We start from the raw sequence: 18,919 nt of genomic DNA on the forward strand, positions 1-18,919 counted from the left end.
AGAAAAGACTTTGATCCTACAGAGAATGAAGGTTCAAAGTCTTTTTGAATGAATTTTATAATTTCAAATCTAACGAATAGCGATCACGAAGTACGGATAAATGGTGGAGCTCATGTCCAACCATAATAACGGCGATTGATCGAGCTGAAGCAGGATTATCACTGACGATCCCTCTACTGAGCCAAGCTTCCGGCGTGAGGCGACGGAGCATAAGGATGGTTGAGCGACGTGTGACGGCATATTCTTCACTCAAATCGGCCAGGGTATATGCATTGAACGGGTGGGTCTGCATAAGCACGTCCTGATCGTAGCCGGGATGATTCGCTTGGTCGCCTCTGGCGATACGAAGCAATCGGCTGCTCATGATTCGTTCATTATCCAAAAGGTGGCCGATGACCTCTTTCACGCTCCATTTGCCTTCAGCGTAACGATAGTTCGCTTGCTCCTCTGTCAATGAAGAAAGCAAAGTGGGTACAATGTTGGCTTGCAGCTCTAAGCGTTCGATGATATTCCCTTCAGGAACAAGCTTGATGTACCCTGCATAATAAGCTGCATATTCATCAGTAGTTGGTCTTTCAACCATGGTAATGCCTCCTTTGGGGTTCGTAGATCTGGAATATATTGTAGCATAAATCTTAATTCCAGCATTTAAATTGGCCCTTCCGCTTGATAGGTGGAAGGGCTGCTTCATGTAATTTAGGCAGTTTTTCAAGGTTACGTGTTATTCCACTTCTAATCAGTACGTCGTATTCCTTTATTTTGGACAAACTTCTCCAAAACCGCAAAATCCTCTGTCAGTTTTTTGAACGGTAACGTGTCCAGCACCTGTTCCCGATAACTCTTTTTGGCCGCTGCGCTGAGACGAGAGTCAAGTATGCTGAGTATGCCAAGGTCCGTTTCACTTCGAATCAAACGACCCGTTCCTTGCCGTAACCGAAGAAGCATGTCCGGTACAAATACCTCCATGAACGAATTCTCCGTTACAGATGCCTTATATTCATAAACAGGATCCGATGGAACAGGGAAGGGCAGACGGAAAATGATGACCTGCGACAGGTCAGGACCCTCGATATTCACGCCTTCCCAGAATACACCGGTACCCAGGAGTACTCCTTTGCTTTTCCTGAATTCGGCGATGACACTGTCCTGGGAAGATCCTTCTTTTTGAACATGGACTGCCCATGAATATTCATTAACCTCTGACATCAACTTCTTATGAATGTACTTCATGTCCTCTTTTGCTGAAAAAAGGACGATTGTTCTTCCCTGAGTTAGATTACAGAGTTGAACCATATCTTGGTAAGCTGCTTCAAGATAGTTTTCCCGCTGGTCATGGTGGTAATAGGGAACTTTGTTCGAGATGTACATCATGGCATGGTTGGTGTAGTCAAAAGGGGAGGATTTGCGATCCATAAAATCCCCCTTATAGCCCAGGGAGCGCGTCAAATAAGAGTATTCTTCCTCCAATGTATCTCCGCCTTGGCACAGCGTTGCCGACGTCAGGATTACAGGGGCCTGGCCATTAAATAAAGTGTATTTCAGAAATTGGCTTATGTCTTTGGGACAGATGCTGATCGTAGCTACTCCCAGGGGACTGCTTGCCCATAAGAGGTAGTTGTCCTCCAGTTCAGATAAGACACGAATGAGAGTAATAAGCCCATTTATGGCTTCAAAAGCGTCATCGATCTCCCGCTCGTGGCGTGAGGTCAAAATGGAAAGGCGCAGACTGAGATCTTTTAAATCGTTTAAGACTTGGTTTAACGGTATTCCTTTGATTTCCGACACTTTGATTCGGTCGTTATCCTGCTTGGCGTGGTGGAGCAGATCCGCATTTACCTGTTTGAAGATGCGCTCAGCGCAGTTTTTGATGAACTTGGATTGTGAGAAGAGACTTTTATCCCCGGACTGCTTCGTTAGAAGCTGCACCGTGTTATCCAGAATGCGGCAGATTCCCCGATAAGTGAACTCAAGTGTTCTGGCATCCCGAACTTTTGCTTCCAGATTATGCGCTTCATCAACAACGATCAGAGCAGGCTGTTCCGAGATGATGCTTTTAGTTCCTTCTTTTTTCTTCATCAAATCCCGTATGAGCAAGTCCTGGTTCACGATAATAAAATCAATTTCGTGAGCTTTTGCATTTAATTTCGCTCTCATATCGTAGAACAAACATGCATTTTTATGATGGCAACGTTCAAATGTGCAATCATTCACGGAAACGTGGGACCATTCGGCATCACTAATTCCAGCTTTAATATCGGCTCTTTCATCAATTTCATAATCTAATATGCGCTGGGCGAGGGTAGACACGGAGGAGTTTGCATCACTAAGACTGATCAATTCCGCTGCCCTGCTTCGGCAAGCATACTGGCCCATGCCTTTGCCCACGACGGAGCGAACCGTTGAGAATCCCAATCGGCTACCAATAGTCCTTAAATCTTTATGTATCTGTTCAGAGAGCTGAATGGAGGATGTAGCTATAATGACTGGTTTCTGAGACATTTGATTCGTGAGCAGACTTGGAATCAGGTACGCAAAAGACTTACCGATTCCGACACCAGCTTCAATCATGGCGTTATGTCCTTGGATATAAGCATCGGCTATGTCGAGAGACATTTCTTGCTGTCCGATCCGCTCTCTTAGACCGATTCGGGGGAACCGGTCATATATTCGGAAGATGGCATTAACCAAAGAACGTTCGATTTCCTTGTTCGGTTCCCGCTTATTTATTTTATAGAGTTCATTTAACCAATTCATAACGATCGCCCCTCTTCCGAATGATGATCTTCTTGTACTACATTTTGGAGACGATGTACCTCATAAAGAGGCTGTGACGGCGTTTTTCAATCTGGATACGCCTTCTTGTAACTGTTCATCTGACAAATGTGCAAAAGATAAATATATACCATACTTCGTACCAACTGACGTTGAACTGCTGACTTCTGAGTATACCACACCTTGTGACTTAGCCGATGCCCGAAAGGCCTCATACGTGGACACATTACCTCGCCACCAGCCAAACACGTGCAGACCCGCTTCATTCTCCACCCAATCAAACCATGTAGAAAGTTGCTTGTTCAAAAGTTTGAGTAACAGATCGAATTTGCGACTGTATAATCGATTCATCCTGCGCAGATGACGCTCATATTGACCGCTTGTCATGAATGCAGCTAATGCCCGTTGTTCGATCAGGTTGACGGGTCTTGGCTCGTATAATGCCTGTGCCTTTCTAAAGGTATCTGCCAAGGTAGGTGGAAGAACCACAAAACCAAGTCGTACTTCAAAAGGCAAGGTTTTCGTAAAGCTGCCCAGGTAGATTACACGTCCTGCTTTATCAAGTGTTTTCAACGGTTCAACATGCATTCCGCGATATCGGAATTCACTATCATAATCATCCTCGACAATCATGGCATCATGACGATGTGCCCAGTCCAGCAAGGTTTGTCTGCGTTCAAGGCTGAGCATTTCGCCAGTGGGAAACTGTCGTGACGGCGTGACAAACAACATACGCGCTTCCCAGTCTTGGGGCACAACGCCCTGACCATCGAGATTGGCTTCAATCAACTGTGCACCCGCAGCCAAAATGGCTTTAGAAATCCCGACGTAACAAGGGCTTTCCGTCACGACGTGATCCCCAGGATCTGCAAGTAATTGAGTGAGAAGAGCTATAGCTTGCATGGAGCCTGCAGTCACTGCAATATGATCCGGATCGACTTGAATTCCCCGCATTCTTCGAAGGTAGGCAGCAATGGCTTCTCTCAATCTCGGATCCCCGGTTGAACTGACCATCGCAGAGGTTGTTTCCAGGTGATGCTCACGCTGCCGTATCTCTGCATACAATCGATTATTCCATTCATCGTAAGGGAATTTGGATAAATCAGGTTGGTATTTGCTAAAGTCGATCACTTCGTTGCGATCCATTCTGGAATCATGTGTTGGAGCATTGGTTTGTGCATTTCTTTGAGTTGTCTGCTGTTCAAACTGCTGAATACGATTTCCCCAGGCTGATAAGTGATGGTTACAAGCTTTCACGGTGGACGAATCATTGCTTAAATCCAACTGATACGCAACAAAGGTTCCTCTTCCATGCTCTGATTGAATGTAACCTTGAGCAGTCAACGTATCATAGACCTGATTCACGGTTCCTCTGGAAATGTGATACGTCGCGGCTAACTCTCTAGTCGAGGGTAACTTCTCGCCATGTATAAGATTACCTTCATGAATAGCATCACGAATGGCATGATAGAGAGCCTTCATCTTCGTATATTTTCGGTTCAAATATGAACTGTAAGCTACATGAAATTGCATATGCCCTCCAGAAGTTATAATTGAAGTGGTACAATAAAAACCAAAATTATTGGATCTTTTTAGTTGACCATTCTCATTTTATACTAAATCATAGATTAGAGCGATGCCTTTATTGAAAACCACCCAAAGTTCATAGGAGGAATACAAACATGCAAACAGGTACAGATCGTGTAAAAAGAGGAATGGCTGAGATGCAAAAAGGTGGCGTCATCATGGACGTTATGAATGCAGAGCAAGCTAAAATCGCTGAGGCGGCTGGGGCAACAGCAGTTATGGCTCTTGAGCGGGTGCCTTCTGATATTCGCGCAGCTGGCGGTGTAGCTCGTATGGCTGATCCAACGATCGTTGAAGAAGTAATGAAAGTTGTGTCTATTCCAGTTATGGCCAAAGCGCGTATCGGTCATTACATAGAAGCCAAAGTGCTTGAATCCCTAGGTGTGGATTATCTCGATGAAAGTGAAGTTCTTACACCTGCAGACGAAGTGTTCCATATTGATAAACATGAGTTCACTGTACCATTTGTATGTGGAGCCAAAGATTTGGGAGAGGCTCTTCGCCGTATTGGTGAGGGAGCATCGATGATTCGTACAAAAGGTGAGCCTGGAACGGGTAACATTGTTGAGGCAGTTCGTCATATGCGTCTAATTAACAGCCAGCTCCGTAAAGTGCAAAACATGTCCAAGGACGAGCTGTACGCTGAAGCAAAAAACCTGGGTGTAGCTTATGAGCTACTGCGCGAAGTACATGAAAATGGAAAACTTCCTGTCGTTAACTTTGCAGCAGGCGGTGTAGCTACACCAGCAGACGCAGCATTAATGATGCACCTGGGAGCAGATGGTGTGTTTGTAGGATCAGGTATTTTCAAATCAGATAGCCCCGAGAAATTCGCTCGTGCAATCGTTGAAGCAACAACACATTACACAGATTACAAATTGATTGCCGAAGTATCCAAAAACTTGGGCGCCCCGATGAAAGGGATCGAAATTTCTAAATTGGCTCCTGAAGAGCGCATGTCCAACCGCGGTTGGTAAGATAGCAGGGCATCTGGTTGAATAGGTAATTTGAACATTTATATAGAAGAGCCGATCAATTGAACTTAATTGATCGGCTTTTTTGTTATTACTGTTTAGTTTGTTGATATCTTCAAAATGCTGTGCCTATAATAATCGGTATGAAGGAAGGTGCAGACAATTCGCTATCTATACGAGTTTATTCAACATCAGGACGATCTGCCTATGAAACTCTTCGTGAACTCGGTAAAACATATTGATTTCCATTGGCATAAGGAAGTGGAAGTTGTATATGTTCTCCACGGTTCAATCATCATGTATCTGGACCAGCAGCAATATACACTGCAAAAAGATGATGTGATCGTGGTTAACAGTATGTCAGTCCACAAGATCGAACGAACCAATCAGGACAACGTGTTATTGACATTGCAGTTCGGTCCCGAGTTGATGAACAATAATACCTTTATCACCTGTAACTCTGCCTTGAATGTGGAGCAAGATGCTCCCCGGCTGCATAGCATTAAACAATATCTTGCGCAGATGGTATGGGAGATTAACAAAAAAACACCGGGTTATCAAAATTTCACAATGGGCAGATTACAGATGTTATGCGGCTACCTGCAGAGGTATTTTTCCACTGGAACCAATGCCCTATTGGAAGAAGGCAGCAGGGATTATGACTATAAGAGACTGAACAGGGTCCTCACATATATTGATCTACACTACAATGAGAAGATTACGCTGCAGGATATGGCGCATTCCGAACATTTAAGTTTGCATTATTTCTCGCACTTCTTCACCGACAAAATCGGAATACCTTTCCAAAAGTATTTGACGCTCATTCGATTGGAGAAGGCTCAGGCGCAGCTGGCTGCAAACGATAAAAACATTTCGGAGATTGCGCTGGATTGCGGATTTGCCAATGTGAAGCTGTTTAACAAATACTTCAAGGAAAAGTACGGCTGCACGCCCGGTTCCTATCGGGAAGCTTCGCGTAAACCGGAACCCCATCAGTTGAATGTGAACCGCAAGCCCAAAACGTATGAGGAATCTTCAAGCGGAGATTATTACGAGATGGAGACGTTGAATGCGATTGGCTCACTGTATCGATATCTGGATGCTAAGGTATACGCCGATCAGGACATGCTCCATGTAACGTCTGCACATCTGTCAGACCAAACTAGCATAGGAATTCGTGCGGATCAGACGTCGTCTGTCTATGAAAAGCACTGGAATATGACCATGACGGCAGGGAGAGCCATTGAAGGTTTGCGTGAAGATTGGCGGAAGCAGCTCTCCACGCTGAAAGGCAAAGTACCTTTTCAATATATTCGATTTCACGGCATCTTCAATGACGAGATGATGGTGTACAGCGAAAACGAGCAGGGCATCCCCATCTATAATTGGTCTTATGTGGACAAGTTGTATGATTTCCTGCTGGATCAAGGCGTTCGGCCATTTGTGGAATTAAGTTTCATGCCGAGCCAACTGGCGAGATCCAAAGAAACGCTGTTTTGGTGGAGGGGGAATATCAGCCCGCCATCCGACCCTGCCAAGTGGCAGGCGCTTGTTGGCGAATTCGTTCGCCATTGTTTAAATCGTTATGGGGCGGAAGAGGTGAGACGGTGGTATTTCGAAGTATGGAACGAGCCTGACCTGGCGGGTGTTTGTTGGGCAGGAAGCAAGGAAGAATACTTTGCGTTTTACGAATCGACCGTTCATGCCATCAAATCAATTCTGCCGGAATTGAAGGTGGGGGGTCCAGCTATGGGTTACGGATCTATCTGGAATGATACCTGGGCGGAGGAATTTTTGTCCTATTGCCACAAGCGGGAAGTGGCTCTCGACTTTTTTTCATTCCACATCTATTCGGAGTATCCCAAGCTCAAAGTTGAAGAGGATCGTTTAACCCAAATCATGCCCCCTGCTTTTTATAAAGAGAGTATTGAGCTAATGCAGCAAAAAATGAATGCGTCATCGTACGGACATGTTGAACTTCATGTCACCGAGTGGAACTTTTCGCTGTATGACCGTAACTTGCTGCACGATACCATGTTCATGGCTCCGTTTGTCATCTACCACACCATGAACACACTCGGTGACGTGAAAGCGATGGCTTTCTGGTCCTTTACCGATGTATTCGAAGAAAGTATCGTTCCCGCTTCTCCTTTCTACGGAGGCTTTGGCCTGATTAACCGCGATGGGCTGAAGAAACCCAGCTATTATGCATTTGAGCTTATGCAAAAGCTTGGGGATGAGCTGATGGTCAAGGGAGACGGTTATGTTGGAACCCGAAAAAGGGATGGAAGCATGCAATTTTTGTTCTATCACTATGTTCACGTAGACCAGCTGTTTGCAAGTGGAGATTGGTCGGAATTATCCAGCTCAACCCGCTATGACGTATTTGAGGAAAAAGGCAGCAAAACTTATGAACTTACCCTGAGCAATCTCGAGGGCCCTTACAAATGCACCAGTTATCAACTTGATCGGGAGCATGGATCGGTATTTGATGAGTGGACCCGCATGGGATCGCCCTACTCCCTGACGGAAGAAGATATAGCCTATCTAAACGGTAGGAGTAGACCCGTGATGGGGACAGAGATGGTAAGAGATGAAAGTTGGCGCAGAGAGATTTTGCTTCCACCGCATGGGGTAATGCTGCTCATTTTGGATAGACAATATTAAAAAAAGTACTCTTAAGGCATCCTTTCAGTATTGAAGGGATGTTTTTTGTTGTTTATTTCTTGTTCAGGCTGGCAAGCTAGAACAATAGCGATGAATTGGGCAAAAAACGATCCATGATGCGGCAAGTTCCAACAAGAAAGCGTTAACACAAATCGATATACTATGGTTGTGGCAGCTTAGAGGAAGACAGGGGGAGTTTTGGATGAAGCGTTTCATGAAATGGATGACAGATTCGTTTGCGCCAAGATTGGAGGCGTTTACGAACAATATTTGGGTTTCTTCGATTCAAGAAGCCATCATGGTCGCCATTCCGATGATTTTCATCGGTTCGATTATTACATTGATTTCGATTTTGCAGGATTTCATTCCGGGAATGCCGGACCTGACACCCATCACGACATTCAGTTTCGGTTTGCTGGGGTTGTTTATTGCTTTTTTGACGCCTTATGTCGTGATGGAAAAAAGAGAACGACACAAAATCAAGTTGCTGGCAGGAATGACGGGGATATCTCTGTTCGTTATGCTGCTTAACCCGATGGTAAAGGAAGACGGTACCATTCAGTTCATCCTTGAACGATTTGGACCCTCGGGGATGATTACAGCACTGTTGGTAGGTGTATTTGTCGCTCTTGTAATGATCATGTGTAACAAATTTTCGTTCTTCAAAAAAGGGTCTTCACTTCCCGAATTCATTATGGACTGGTTCGATTTTCTCGTCCCGATCGCCCTGGTATTAACAACAGGATGGTTGCTTGTATATCAGCTTCATTTTGATATTTTTGGACTGATCGTGAACGTATTTGAGCCGATCAATGCCGTTGGACAAAGCTTAACCGGATTTTTATTGTTCAATTTCATTGGTGTTGTACTGTATTCTTTCGGCGTAAGCCCGTGGGTCATGACACCGATCTGGTACGCAATCTGGATACCTGCAATCGAAGAAAATGCAGCTCTTGTCGCAGCGGGACAAGAGCCGGTCAATATCAACACATTTGAAACCTTTTTCTCCGGCTGGCTGGGTATTGGCGGTATGGGTGCGACTTTGCCGTTAGTTGTTTGGTTCCTGATGGCACGTTCGAAAAAACTGAAATCTGTCGGCAAGGCGACTATTATCCCGTCCTTGTTCAACATTAATGAACCTGTCGTGTACGGAGCACCGATTGCCTTTAATCCGTTACTCATGGTGCCGATGTGGATTAACTCACTTATCACGCCGGTGATAGTGTACTTGGCTCTCGACTGGGGTTGGGTACGGATCCCGAGCCAGATCTTCCAGCTATGGTACACACCAATCGGCCTGTCCACCTACATTATGTCCGGACTCAATGGGCTTATCTTGCTGGCGGTCGTCCTGGTGATTGTATTTATTGTCTGGTTTCCGTTTTTCAAACTGTATGATGCACAGGAACTGAAGAAAGAACAGGAACAAAATTGATATTAGAAGGGTGAGTACTATGGATAAATCAATCAATGAATTGTTGACGGCATTAACGTTGGCCGAGAAAGCTTCACTCTGCGCAGGATTGAATATGTGGATGACAAAAGGAATCGAGCGGTTAAACATTCCGCCAGTTCATATGTACGATGGGACAAACGGCATCCGTAAAACAAACAGCGATGAAGAAATGGGGATTACAACGGAAAATGTACCCGCAACCTGTTACCCTACGGGTTCAGCCATCGGTTCTTCGTGGAATACGGATTTATTGTATGAAGTCGGTGTGGCACTGGGACGTGAATCCAAAACCATGAACGTTGAGCTACTGCTTGGACCTGGTGTCAATATGAAAAGAACGCCGCTTGGCGGAAGAAACTTCGAATACTACTCAGAAGACCCATACTTGACGGGAGAACTTGGTGCGGCGTTTATAAACGGGATCCAAAGCGAAGGCGTGGGCGCTTCTGTCAAACACTTTGCCGGCAACAACCAGGAGTTTGAGAAGATGGTAACCAGTTCGGAAATCGACGAGCGGACGCTTCGCGAGATTTACCTGAGTGCCTTTGAACGTATTATTAAGAAATCCGACCCTTGGACGGTTATGTGTTCTTATAATTTATTGAATGGAACGTATACAAGTGAGAACGAACATTTGCTGCATGACATTTTGAGAGAAGAGTGGGGTTATGAAGGCGTTGTTCTATCCGACTGGACCGCTGTTAATGATCGTATACGCGGACTGAAGGCCGGGCTTGATCTGGAAATGCCGGGTCCCGCAAATTACAATGCCAAAGCGATCATTGAAGCGGTTCAGAACGGAAGCCTGTCGGAAGAACAGTTGAATCAGAGCGTGGGTCGTATTTTGAAGCTGGTTGAGCGGGTAACGGGCAAAAAAGACATGGATTCTTCTCCAGATGCGGACTATCATGCACTTGCACGTAAAGCGGCGGCCGAGAGTATTGTGCTTCTGAAAAATGAGAACGCGATTCTCCCGTTAGGGCAGGATTCCATTTCGTCGATTGCCGTGATCGGACGGTTTGCCAAAAAACCGAGAATTCAGGGAGCGGGAAGTGCGAAGGTAACGCCTACAAAGGTTGATATTCCATGGGACGAGATAAAAAATCTGGCTGGCGATGCCATGACCATGAATTATGCAGAAGGGTACCCGGAGGATGACTCTATCAATGATGAGCTAATCAAGGAAAGCGTGTCAATAGCCATGAATTCCGATGTTGCTGTACTGTTTGTAGGCCAACCGGAATATGCGGAATCCGAAATGCATGATTTGCAAGGCATTGATCTTCCCGAGCATCAAGTAAAATTGATTCTTGCGGTAGCCGCAGTTCAGCCCAAGTGTATTGTCGTAACGAGTAGCGGTTCCGCACTGGCGATGCGTCCATGGGTACAGCATGTACCTGGTGTGATTCATTCTTGGTTGTCGGGTCAAGGCATGGGTAAAGTGATTGCAGATGTATTATTCGGACAGACGAATCCTTCGGGCAAGCTGTCTGAGACATTCCCCGTCAAACTATCGGACAACCCTTCACATATGCGAATTCGCGGAGAGAACGGCAAACTGTATTATCGCGAAGGCCTGTTCGTGGGTTATCGATATTATGACCGGAAAGAACTGGCACCTCAATTCCCGTTTGGACACGGATTGTCTTACACATCGTTTTTGTATACGGATCTGGAAGTGGCTCAGACCCATACCGGTGTTACTGTGTCCTTCCAATTAAAAAATACCGGTAAGCGCAAGGGGAAAGAAGTTGTTCAACTGTATGTTCACGATGAAGAGTGCACATGGACCCGTCCAGAGAAAGAATTAAAAGCTTTTGCCAAAGTTGAACTGGAGCCGGGTGAAAAACGCAAAATTACTTTTGAACTGGAAGAGAGAGATTTTTCATATTACAACACCAAGTATAACCGTTGGGTGGCAGAGACCGGGTTTTTCCAAATTTCACTTGGCAGCTCGTCCAAAGATCTCCGAATTACGGAACGTCTGCATTGTGACTTTGGTAAGGAAGAAATCACGTTCCACAAATTCAGTCTGCTCAGTGAGTGGATGAGTGATCCTGTGGCGAAAAAGGAATTGGAGCATTGCCTGAATGAAATGAACGAGCACGTTACGGACAAGGTATATCTTAACGAGGAGTTTGTGGGATTCTGGGCAGATTTCCCGATGATCAAAGTGTTCCAAATGTTCGGCCAACAATGGATGAATGAGCGGTCACCTGATGAAATTATTAATGAACTTATCGCCAAGGTTAACCAGGCACGTAATGAATAGATAAATAAAAGAGAAACCAAGTTCAATTCCGTACAAAGGAGATGAACTTGGTTTTTTTAAAGTTTCGGGTATATCATTAGGGAACGTAACCTTCGATGAATGATATTGATTATTGTTCTCATTTACACACTTCGACATTTACTGTATACTGACAATAGTTATTTTACATATTGGTCTAAAAGACAAGAGAGAATTCAAAAGGGAGAGATTATTTACATGTTGGTATCCGTTAAAAAAGGAATGTTTCTTTGTTTGATTACTGCAATGATTCTGGTGCTCGCAGCGTGTTCAAGCAGCAATGGTGGCAGTGAAGATGCAAATGGCAGCTCACAGCAAGCTGCGGAGAGCAGCGCCACGAATGAAGCAAAAAATGGGGAACAAACCGACGCAGACGCTTCAGCACCTGCTGAAACAACTTACCCGGTAACCGTTTCAAATTACACAACAGAGAATGGCACATGGGTGAAGAAGGATCAAACGTTCGATAAGGTACCTGAACGGGTTGTTGCCAATACACAAGGTGCGGCTGAATTAATGATCCGTCTTGGTTTGACTGACAAAATTGTTGGAGTTGCAGCGCTTTTCGGTAGTGTACCTGACGATATCGCTGATGAATTCAAAAAAATTCCTGTGCTGGCTGAAGGCTATGTCGGTAAGGAAGTGACCATAGGCGCTTCGCCTGACCTGGTTGTGGGGCGTGGTGGATTGTTTGAGGATGCTGATTGGGGCGTTGGTACAGTAAGCAGCTTAAATGATATGGGGATTAAAACGTACGTGCAAAGCACCAGTGTTCCTGATGCATCGTTAGATAGTCTGTATCAGGACATTACTGAATTAGGTGAGATATTCAACGTACAGGCGAACGCAGCTGCATATATTGAGACTCTTAAAGCTCGCGAGACTGCGTTGTCTGCCCGAGCTAGCGCTGAAACGATCAACTATGCATCTTTTTCAGATAATGGTGATGGAACTATTGGAATTTATAACGGAAACGGAGATACGTTTATTGAAAGTGCAATGTCATTAATCAATATGCATAATATGCTGATTAATGAAACCGGCACACTCAGTCTCGAGAAGCTAATCGAGATTAATCCGGATGCCATGATTATTTCCAGGTATGCTGGTGGTATTGATCCAGAAGAAACGATTAAAAAGCTGCTTGCCAACAAGCAGGTACAAAACATTAACGCAGTTAAAAACAAGAAAATCTACATTATTGATTTCAACAACTTCTGGGGTTACGGAGATTCCATCTTCACAGGTGTAGAAGGACTCGCCGATGATCTCGGGTTGTAATGAAGCCAAGAACAAAAAGATAGTACCATTAAAAGTCGCTATTTTAGCGGCTTTTTTTGGTTATCAGGGACCTAATTTCTGTTTCAATCTGTTCCCGGTCAGTTCGCTGAATGATAATGAGTTTCTGAACACGCTATCTTAATACAACTTGACTTGTGAATTTATTATCGGTATAGTGTGAATCAGTTCACACCTCACATTAAGGAGTAGTCTATGCCAAAAAATACTTTCTTTCGTTTAGAAGAAGCAAGGCGCGAGGACATATCGAATAGCGCTATGCATCTTTTTGTTAATAACCTTTACGAGGATATATCTATGAAGATGGTTTTGGATAGTTTGTCCATGCACCCCGGAACATTTTATCGGTATTTTGAAGACAAAGATGACCTTTATTGTCACTTAATACGTAATGTGACCCAGAAAAGAGCTGCATATTTTAATAACAGTAATGAAGATTCCCTTTACAGCTATTTCCTTACTGGTTTATTTGGTAACGTTAATAGCATGGTGAACGAGCCACTGAATGAGTTGGAAATCAAATTGACTAAAACATTTTCATATATTCCTGAGGACATTTTGCTGAAAGTATATGTGAATGTGTTAAAGGGCGAGTCATTCCCCATGATCAAGGACATTTTACGCCGAATGAGGGTTGATGGATATCTCCGACCGGATGTTGACGACGACCTGATTTCTTTTATGTTTGAGTCAATGCAGCTTAATTTAATCCTGTTTTTTAGAGAATTCGATATTAAGGACTCTAAGCTGCAACATAAGATCAGCAAGTACTTTGCTGAATTTATGGGCCATGGGCTGCTTGAAGATCATAAATATTCTGAAATGGTTAGCGATCTCAAGGGGGAAAGAAAATGAAAACCTATGACGTATTTCCAGAACCAATTGGTGGCTATACTGTCGGTCGAACCCAGATAGATTTTGAGTACACGGCATCAGATTACTCCAAAAGAGAACTGACCGCTTTTGTATATTATCCGTCTGACAGTAGCGAAGGTAAGACTACATCAACGTACATGTTTCCTGAAGTCTACGAGATGTTTAATGAGCAGCCACTTGTCACTGCGTTGAAGGATGTTTTCTCTATAGATATCAAGACCCAGTGTTACGACGACCTTGCTCTCTCCGGGAAGGAAAAGCGCTATCCAGTGTTATTCTATGTTTGCGGTGGAGGCGGTTCTCCAGAATGGGGTACAGTGCTCTGTACAGACTTGGCAAGCGTGGGGTATGTTGTGGTGAGCATCGGCCATCAGAATAGCACGATGTATAAACGTAAAGATGGGCGCCTGTTTAATGTATCCAAGGATTTTTCGGATGTCATTACAGCGTTTGGTGAAGATCCGGAGATGCTGGCGTTGGCTGGTAAGATGGAGATGCGTCCTGACGATGAAACTGCCATTGAGATGTGCCGTAACGTGCTTGCACTACCGATACTTTCCAAGATAACAGAGTACAGTGAATCACAGGCAGAAGATGTAAGGTATGTAGCCGATTATCTTTACAAACTGGACTCTGAAGAGCTAAATTCCATCTTTAAGGGCAGATTGTTGCTTGACATCGGCATGGGCATAGTTGGACATTCTTATGGAGGGCCTACGACGGCGATGGTTTGCAGGGATGACGACCGGTTCGCCTGCGGGATTGGCTTGGATAGCGGTGCGTTTGGACTTCTTGACAGCGATCTTAAGAAACCCTTCTTGTTCTTGTTTTGTGAACCTAACTATAATATGAATGCGGTTATAGGCGCTAACAATAGCATGGAAACCTATTATTTCTCAGTTGATCGTGTTGCACATTTGGATTACTGTGACATCGTGTTTACCAGTGTTAATGAGGAACTCAGAGGTGAACGGGATGCTATGGAGATGCGAAATATTGTTACAGACTATGCGAAGAACTTTTTTGATCATTACATACTGCAGAAGGCAACAAGTGTGGAAAGTTTGGCATACGATGGTGTGGAATTGATCAATAAGTCCAGCAAAAAGTGACATAACCGAGAGGTTACTGATTAATATATGTAAATTAATGCATGTCCAAGAGCTAGCCGTACAGACGCAGAGCCGATAACCCCTATTACGCGGCTATCGGCTCTCTGATATTACAAATTGACATCCTGGTTCCAATATCTGACGCTTATTCGGACTTAGTCCCGCCAGTGTTTACTTCGCTTCCAGGCTCCATCAACATGATATGACATTCTTTTTCGGCGGAAGGCTTGATCTCAACTCCCTTGGGAACAATGTACATCTCACCTTTAGCAATCTTCACTTGCCCATCACGAAAATCAATAATCATTTTCCCTTCGAGCACGAAAAACAACTTATCGGTTTCTTCATGAACGTGCCACTCAAAATCTCCAGCAATCTTAACGATTTTAAATTGATAGTCATTCATTTCACCAATGAGTTGCGGAGACCACAGATCGTTTAATTTCGAAAATTCCTCATTTAATTTAATAGCTTGATAGTGCATCGTCATTCCTCCTGTGTATTCATCCTATATGTTCAGTATACTGATCTAAGCTTTGGTATAACATGGATGCCTGTTGAAATCAGGATGGATTATTGATGAACTTCTGGCGATACTCCGTAGGAGAAATACCATTTTGTTTCTTGAACACTCTACTAAAATAGAAGGGATCAGCAATGCCAACAGTCTCGGCAATGTGTTGTACAGACGCGTCACTTGCAGACAACATTTGTTGCGCCATGTTTATACGATAATTCAATATATAATCTGCTGGCCCCATGCCCGCATGTCTTCTAAATACATAAGAAAGTCGATTGCGATTAACATTATATAGTTCTGCGAGCGAGGCTACTGTCAGGCTATGATCATAGTTTTCATGAATATGAGTAGAGACCCGTTCGAATAAAGCATCTGATTCGTTACTATTTTGCCGATGATCCACACATATTAAGGCCTCATTCAGTACATCACGGAACAGCATCTCGGTCTGAAACATTGACATGCCTCCACGCTGATTATACACATGCCATAAACGCGTAATTAGTTCGATCAGACGAGGGGATTGACCCGTTGATAATTCAAAATGCTGATGGGAAAAGCTTGATTCATCGAGATCTGAACTACATATTCGGTATAAAACAAGGATGTATTCCCAGTCGTTTTTATTAAACACGGTTTGGTCCAGTTTCATTTTCGCACCCCCGTGCACAACTTTTCCTGGTGAGAAGATATAGGGCGTACCATCAAATTGGAATTGAATCTTTCCTGTCAAAGGAAATATAAATCCAGGAAAAGAATCCGTATAGTCAGCGTGGGGCACGCCTGGATTTCTAGCATATCGATATATTCCTTCTACTTGAAAAGGAATGTGTGCAAAATGTGCTGCTAATTGATTCACATCTACTTTCACATTTCGTACCTCGTTTCAAAAGTGTTTGCTGGTCATGCTGAGATAAATTACTGTGAAACTTACTTCAACACTATTGATAATCATTATCACTGTCAACATATAAAATGAAAAATGATGCTTTTGGCTCCGCTCAAACTAGCATTAAACGGTTCCATGCGGGGTAACCGAACCAACATGGCGAATGCGGAAGCACTTTTTTTAAAATATGGGCAATGGAATCGATCTTGTGTTAACATGTGCACTAACTAATCCAATTGCATGTTTAAGAAGGGGAACTTATGTCAATTCGAATCAAAATACTGCTGTCTTTCACGGGTATGCTTGTTATAAGTCTGCTGTTCATTCTACTTACGGCAAGCCTATACACGATTGCGGCTACGGGGGATCTGCAGAGTTTTCGCGATATATACAAGGTACATTATCAGATTAATCCACTCACTGAACAGGGAGAATCGATCTTTCAAGAGATGAAGTTTCTGGCCAAAAATGACCCGGAAGACCTGCAGAACAAGGTTTTGCTGCGTGAATATGACATGAAGCTAAGAGCCGAGAAGTCAGGGCTCTACGTCAGACGAGAGAATAGTCAGATCTTCGAATCGCTGACCTTCAACCAGCCCGAACTGAAGCAAGCACTGCCTGCCTATGACCTTAACAATTACCAGATTCGGAGCACCTTCAATATTGGTGAGCGATTCTACGCGTATGCGAAATTTGATTTTCAATATTCAGATGGGGAACGAGGGAGTATATTCGTCATTCGTGAGAAAAGTCCCTTTGCGGAACTTACTCGCAAGCTGCTCCCTGTGATGTCAGTCCTGCTTATCGGTGTCCTGATTATCACCAATCTGCTCTTGTTCCGCTGGATCACTCGCAGCTTCATTAAGCCTCTGAGTCAACTACGAAGTTCAGCCGAACATATTAAGGATGGCAATCTATCCTTTAAACTTCAGCTAAACTCCAATGACGAGGTTGGTCAACTCAGCGAAGCCTTTGAGAGCATGCGGAATCAATTACAGCTCTCCTATGCGTTACGTCAGCAGGACGAAGTGAACCGTAAAGAGCTCATCTCCAACATTTCGCATGATCTCCGTACGCCAATTACCAATATCAAAGGTTATATTGAGGGTATTCGTGACGGAGTGGCTAATACGCCTGAGAAAATGGAGAGTTACGTTAATATCATTCACTCCAAAGCAGTTAGCATGGACAAGCTGGTGGATGAACTGTTTTTGTATTCAAAGCTCGACTTGAACCAAGAGCCTTTCCTGTTCAAAACAGTTGATCTCGCTGATTTCCTTGAAGATAGCATTGAAGAGCTGAGATACGATCTGGAGGATAAAGGCGTTGCCTTAGAGTGGAATAATCAGGTGTCTGGTCCCGCTATGGCTGCTGTGGATCCAGAGAAGTTAAAACGTACCGTTGTTAATGTGGTGGATAATGCACTTAAATACATGGAGAATGAACACAAACAATTCGAGATTACACTTCAAGCTGATGAGACTTGGATTACGATGGCGTTTAAAGACAATGGCAGGGGAATAGCCGAAGAAGCACTACCTTATATATTTGAACGCTTCTATCGTGCAGAACAATCCCGCAATTCCTCAACGGGCGGAAGTGGGCTCGGGCTGGCCATTGCCCGCCAAATCATTGATGGACATGGGGGCTTCATCTGGGCAGAAAGCCAGGCCAATGATGGCACGAGCATATATATCAAACTGAAACGGCTAAATGAAGAGAGGGACTAATGAGTAATGGCAAACATCTTGATCATTGAAGACGAAACAACGATTGCGGAACTGGAACGGGATTATTTTGAGCTCAACGGATTTTCCGTAGATCTCTGCCATACTGGAGATGAAGGCCTGAAACAGGCACTGGAGGGGGACTACAGTCTGATCATTGTTGATCTGATGCTTCCGGGACTCGACGGTTTCGAATGTTGCAGGCGCATTCGTGAGGCGAAGGAGGTGCCCATCCTTGTCGTTTCCGCGAAAAAGGAAGAAATCGATAAGATCCGGACGTTCAATCTGGGAGTCGATGACTTTATTACAAAACCGTTTAGCCCAAGTGAATTGGTTGCACGAGCAAAGGCTCATTTGACCCGATACGAGAGACTACTTGGCAAAAATAAACCAGCCGAGCAGGATGAAATTCACATTCGCGGGCTTCACATTGATAAAGGATCACGGCGCGTTTTCGTTAATGGCGAAGAGGTGGCGATTACAACGAAGGAGTTCGAGCTACTGGTCTTTCTTGCGAGTCATCCCAATCGTGTATTCAGCAAATCCGATCTGTTTGAGCGCATCTGGGGCATGGATTCCACCGGAGACATTGCAACGGTTACCGTCCATATTCGCAAACTGCGTGGCAAGCTGGAGACAGACCCCAAAAATCCGGAGTATATTGAAACCGTCTGGGGCGCAGGTTACCGGTTCACTGCATAAGTTTCGTGAAAATTTAGAGCCAGTTTATTTTTTGTTAATAACTTTGTC

At 44.2% G+C, this 18,919-nt stretch carries 14 protein-coding genes; 9 read left to right on the top strand and 5 right to left on the bottom strand.

Annotation, left to right across the window (positions count from 1 at the left end):
• Positions 1 to 55: 55 nt before the first annotated feature.
• The 3 genes from MKX75_RS14935 to MKX75_RS14945 all read right to left on the bottom strand — a co-directional run bounded on the left by MKX75_RS14935 (position 56) and on the right by MKX75_RS14945 (position 4,305).
• Positions 56 to 583 (bottom strand): DinB family protein, encoded by a 528-nt coding sequence (locus tag MKX75_RS14935; RefSeq protein WP_339165841.1) that lies wholly within the window; start codon positions 581 to 583, stop codon positions 56 to 58.
• Between the two features lie 149 nt (positions 584 to 732).
• The gene (locus MKX75_RS14940; protein ID WP_339165842.1) at positions 733 to 2,754 is read right to left on the bottom strand and encodes an ATP-dependent DNA helicase; all 2,022 of its coding nucleotides are present in this window, start codon (positions 2,752 to 2,754) and stop codon (positions 733 to 735) included.
• Positions 2,755 to 2,814: 60 nt separating this feature from the next.
• A complete protein-coding gene (locus tag MKX75_RS14945; protein ID WP_339165843.1) occupies positions 2,815 to 4,305 on the bottom strand; it encodes a PLP-dependent aminotransferase family protein in 1,491 nt (496 codons plus the stop codon).
• Positions 4,306 to 4,454: 149 nt separating this feature from the next.
• On the opposite strand from MKX75_RS14945, the gene pdxS reads away from it, so the two are divergent.
• The 7 genes from pdxS (at position 4,455) to MKX75_RS14980 (ending at position 15,033) form a co-directional block, all read left to right on the top strand.
• Entirely contained in the window at positions 4,455 to 5,336 is an 882-nt protein-coding gene (pdxS, locus tag MKX75_RS14950; protein WP_036671277.1) for a pyridoxal 5'-phosphate synthase lyase subunit PdxS, read from the top strand.
• 204 nt (positions 5,337 to 5,540) lie between these two features.
• Complete coding sequence (locus MKX75_RS14955) at positions 5,541 to 8,000, top strand: helix-turn-helix domain-containing protein (protein ID WP_339165844.1); 2,460 nt, start codon at positions 5,541 to 5,543, stop codon at positions 7,998 to 8,000.
• A gap of 202 nt (positions 8,001 to 8,202) precedes the next feature.
• Positions 8,203 to 9,435 (top strand): PTS transporter subunit EIIC, encoded by a 1,233-nt coding sequence (locus MKX75_RS14960; RefSeq protein ID WP_339165845.1) that lies wholly within the window; start codon positions 8,203 to 8,205, stop codon positions 9,433 to 9,435.
• Between the two features lie 19 nt (positions 9,436 to 9,454).
• Positions 9,455 to 11,728, top strand: coding sequence for a glycoside hydrolase family 3 C-terminal domain-containing protein (locus MKX75_RS14965; protein WP_339165846.1), 2,274 nt, complete (start codon positions 9,455 to 9,457; stop codon positions 11,726 to 11,728).
• 240 nt (positions 11,729 to 11,968) lie between these two features.
• The gene (locus MKX75_RS14970) at positions 11,969 to 13,027 is read left to right on the top strand and encodes an ABC transporter substrate-binding protein (protein WP_339165847.1); all 1,059 of its coding nucleotides are present in this window, start codon (positions 11,969 to 11,971) and stop codon (positions 13,025 to 13,027) included.
• A gap of 213 nt (positions 13,028 to 13,240) precedes the next feature.
• Positions 13,241 to 13,900 carry a TetR/AcrR family transcriptional regulator gene (locus MKX75_RS14975; protein ID WP_339165848.1) on the top strand — a complete coding sequence of 220 codons (660 nt, stop codon included), beginning with the start codon at positions 13,241 to 13,243 and terminating at the stop codon, positions 13,898 to 13,900.
• Positions 13,897 to 15,033: a choline esterase gene (locus MKX75_RS14980; RefSeq protein WP_339165849.1), complete on the top strand. Its 1,137-nt coding sequence runs from the start codon at positions 13,897 to 13,899 to the stop codon at positions 15,031 to 15,033. Before MKX75_RS14975 ends, MKX75_RS14980 begins: the two co-directional genes overlap by 4 nt.
• Positions 15,034 to 15,178: 145 nt before the next feature.
• Here MKX75_RS14980 and MKX75_RS14985 read toward each other — a convergent pair whose 3' ends face one another.
• Together MKX75_RS14985 and MKX75_RS14990 are read right to left on the bottom strand one after the other, a co-directional pair.
• Positions 15,179 to 15,517: a cupin domain-containing protein gene (locus tag MKX75_RS14985; RefSeq protein WP_339165850.1), complete on the bottom strand. Its 339-nt coding sequence runs from the start codon at positions 15,515 to 15,517 to the stop codon at positions 15,179 to 15,181.
• Between the two features lie 79 nt (positions 15,518 to 15,596).
• Entirely contained in the window at positions 15,597 to 16,424 is an 828-nt protein-coding gene (locus tag MKX75_RS14990; RefSeq protein ID WP_339165851.1) for an AraC family transcriptional regulator, read from the bottom strand.
• Positions 16,425 to 16,702: 278 nt separating this feature from the next.
• On the opposite strand from MKX75_RS14990, the gene MKX75_RS14995 reads away from it, so the two are divergent.
• Both MKX75_RS14995 and MKX75_RS15000 read left to right on the top strand, forming a co-directional pair.
• Entirely contained in the window at positions 16,703 to 18,172 is a 1,470-nt protein-coding gene (locus MKX75_RS14995; RefSeq protein WP_339165852.1) for a HAMP domain-containing sensor histidine kinase, read from the top strand.
• Positions 18,173 to 18,178: 6 nt separating this feature from the next.
• Positions 18,179 to 18,871, top strand: a complete 693-nt coding sequence (locus tag MKX75_RS15000; RefSeq protein WP_339165853.1) for a response regulator transcription factor — start codon at positions 18,179 to 18,181, stop codon at positions 18,869 to 18,871.
• Positions 18,872 to 18,919 lie beyond the last annotated feature (48 nt).

The organism is Paenibacillus sp. FSL R5-0341 (assembly GCF_037975235.1).
Classification (GTDB): domain Bacteria; phylum Bacillota; class Bacilli; order Paenibacillales; family Paenibacillaceae; genus Paenibacillus; species Paenibacillus amylolyticus_A.

What these genes read in the sequence shown, in the direction of transcription:
- MKX75_RS14935 (WP_339165841.1), bottom strand. Translation starts at nt 583, where the DNA reads ATGGTTGAAAGACCAACTACTGATGAATATGCAGCTTATTATGCAGGG.
- MKX75_RS14940 (WP_339165842.1), bottom strand. Translation starts at nt 2,754, where the DNA reads ATGAATTGGTTAAATGAACTCTATAAAATAAATAAGCGGGAACCGAAC.
- MKX75_RS14945 (WP_339165843.1), bottom strand. Translation starts at nt 4,305, where the DNA reads ATGCAATTTCATGTAGCTTACAGTTCATATTTGAACCGAAAATATACG.
- pdxS (WP_036671277.1), top strand. Translation starts at nt 4,455, where the DNA reads ATGCAAACAGGTACAGATCGTGTAAAAAGAGGAATGGCTGAGATGCAA.
- MKX75_RS14955 (WP_339165844.1), top strand. Translation starts at nt 5,541, where the DNA reads ATGAAACTCTTCGTGAACTCGGTAAAACATATTGATTTCCATTGGCAT.
- MKX75_RS14960 (WP_339165845.1), top strand. Translation starts at nt 8,203, where the DNA reads ATGAAGCGTTTCATGAAATGGATGACAGATTCGTTTGCGCCAAGATTG.
- MKX75_RS14965 (WP_339165846.1), top strand. Translation starts at nt 9,455, where the DNA reads ATGGATAAATCAATCAATGAATTGTTGACGGCATTAACGTTGGCCGAG.
- MKX75_RS14970 (WP_339165847.1), top strand. Translation starts at nt 11,969, where the DNA reads ATGTTTCTTTGTTTGATTACTGCAATGATTCTGGTGCTCGCAGCGTGT.
- MKX75_RS14975 (WP_339165848.1), top strand. Translation starts at nt 13,241, where the DNA reads ATGCCAAAAAATACTTTCTTTCGTTTAGAAGAAGCAAGGCGCGAGGAC.
- MKX75_RS14980 (WP_339165849.1), top strand. Translation starts at nt 13,897, where the DNA reads ATGAAAACCTATGACGTATTTCCAGAACCAATTGGTGGCTATACTGTC.
- MKX75_RS14985 (WP_339165850.1), bottom strand. Translation starts at nt 15,517, where the DNA reads ATGCACTATCAAGCTATTAAATTAAATGAGGAATTTTCGAAATTAAAC.
- MKX75_RS14995 (WP_339165852.1), top strand. Translation starts at nt 16,703, where the DNA reads ATGTCAATTCGAATCAAAATACTGCTGTCTTTCACGGGTATGCTTGTT.
- MKX75_RS15000 (WP_339165853.1), top strand. Translation starts at nt 18,179, where the DNA reads ATGGCAAACATCTTGATCATTGAAGACGAAACAACGATTGCGGAACTG.